This window comes from Sphingomonas sp. RB1R13, from assembly GCF_036663775.1.
GTDB lineage: Bacteria > Pseudomonadota > Alphaproteobacteria > Sphingomonadales > Sphingomonadaceae > Sphingomicrobium.
This window is the reverse complement of the sequence record NZ_JAXOJM010000042.1, coordinates 1-1290: the sequence shown is the minus strand read 5'-3', so window position 1 is coordinate 1290 and position 1290 is coordinate 1. Positions and strand designations below refer to the sequence as shown.

General features: G+C 63.3%; 1 protein-coding gene and 1 pseudogene. One reads left to right on the top strand and one right to left on the bottom strand.

Annotation, left to right across the window (positions count from 1 at the left end):
• Window positions 1–822: IS5 family transposase (locus tag U1700_RS14655; RefSeq protein ID WP_332753425.1), on the bottom strand; the 822-nt coding region annotated here is incomplete at its 3' end.
• Between the two features lie 257 nt (window positions 823–1079).
• On the opposite strand from U1700_RS14655, the pseudogene dcd reads away from it, so the two are divergent.
• Window positions 1080–1290: pseudogene (gene dcd / locus U1700_RS14650) on the top strand (dCTP deaminase); the annotation flags it as partial.

Here is a 1290-nt window from a genome sequence, read left to right as displayed (position 1 = left end):
TTCGAGTTTAGCGATACGGCGTGTCATCCGCCTGATGGAGGCGATGACAAGCCATGCTTCTGCGGAGGCGACAGATGCCTCCCAGTCTTTGGCGAGACGGCGGCATCGGTTGAGCCAGGCGATGGTGCGTTCGACGACCCAGCGCCGGGGCAGGACGACGAAGCGGTGGGCGTCGGAACGCCGGACGATCTCGATGACGAGGCGGTCGATATGCGCGATGGCATCGGCCAGTTTCTGCCCGGCATAGCCGCCATCGGCGAAGAAACGGTCAAGCGCGGGATAGGCGTCGCGACAGCGCTTGATGAGGTTCGGTGCGCCGTCACGGTCCTGGATATCGGCGGCCAGAACCAGTCCGTCGAGCAGGTTGCCGGTCGTGTCGGTCGCGATGTGGCGCTTGCGCCCCTTGACCTTCTTGCCGGCGTCATAGCCGCGCGGCCCACCCGCTTCAGTGGTTTTCACCGACTGGCTGTCGATGATGCCTGCGGTCGGTTCGGCCTCGCGCCCCTCCGCGACCCGCACTCCGGCTACCAGCACCGCGTTGATCGCATCGAGTAGGCCGCTGTCGCGCATTCGGTAGAAATGGTACTGTACAGTCGTGAAGGGCGGAAAGTCGCGGGGCAGTTGCGCCCACTGGCATCCCGTCGCGGCAAGGTACTGGATCGCGTTCCACAGATCCCGTGCCCGGTGCAAGCGTGGGCGGCCCACCTTCGTCGTTCGAGTGAGCAGCGGCGCGATGATCGCCCATTCCTCGTCGGTACAGTCGCTTGTGTAACGCAGCCTTCTTCTGTCATGCTCGCGACGAGCGGTTTCGGTCCAGCCCATGTGGCCTCCAAGGTCTTCGCAAACCCCGGTGAATCACAACTGACCGAAATCGCTCAACCTAATTATCGGTCGGGCTATAAGTCTCCCGGCTCCCGGCGGCGACCGGCCGTCGCGTACGATCGGATACGTCCTCTCCTCACCTCAGCGCGAACATCATTCTTCCTTGCGGCTCCGCGTGAGCCCCCCCTTTTTGGCGGTTGCCGGTTGCCCTGTCCCCGCGATCCGGCGATGAGCGGCCAAACCTGAAGGGAATGAAGATGTCGATCCTGTCCGACCGCTGGATTCGCGAGGCCGCGCAGACCCAAGGCATGATCGAACCGTTCGTCGAGAGCCAGCGTCGCGACGGCTGCATCAGCTATGGCCTGTCGTCTTATGGCTATGATGCGCGGGTGGCGGACGAGTTCAAGATCTTCACCAATGTTGACAGCGCGGTCGTCGACCCCAAGGACTTTGCGTCGAACAGCTTCG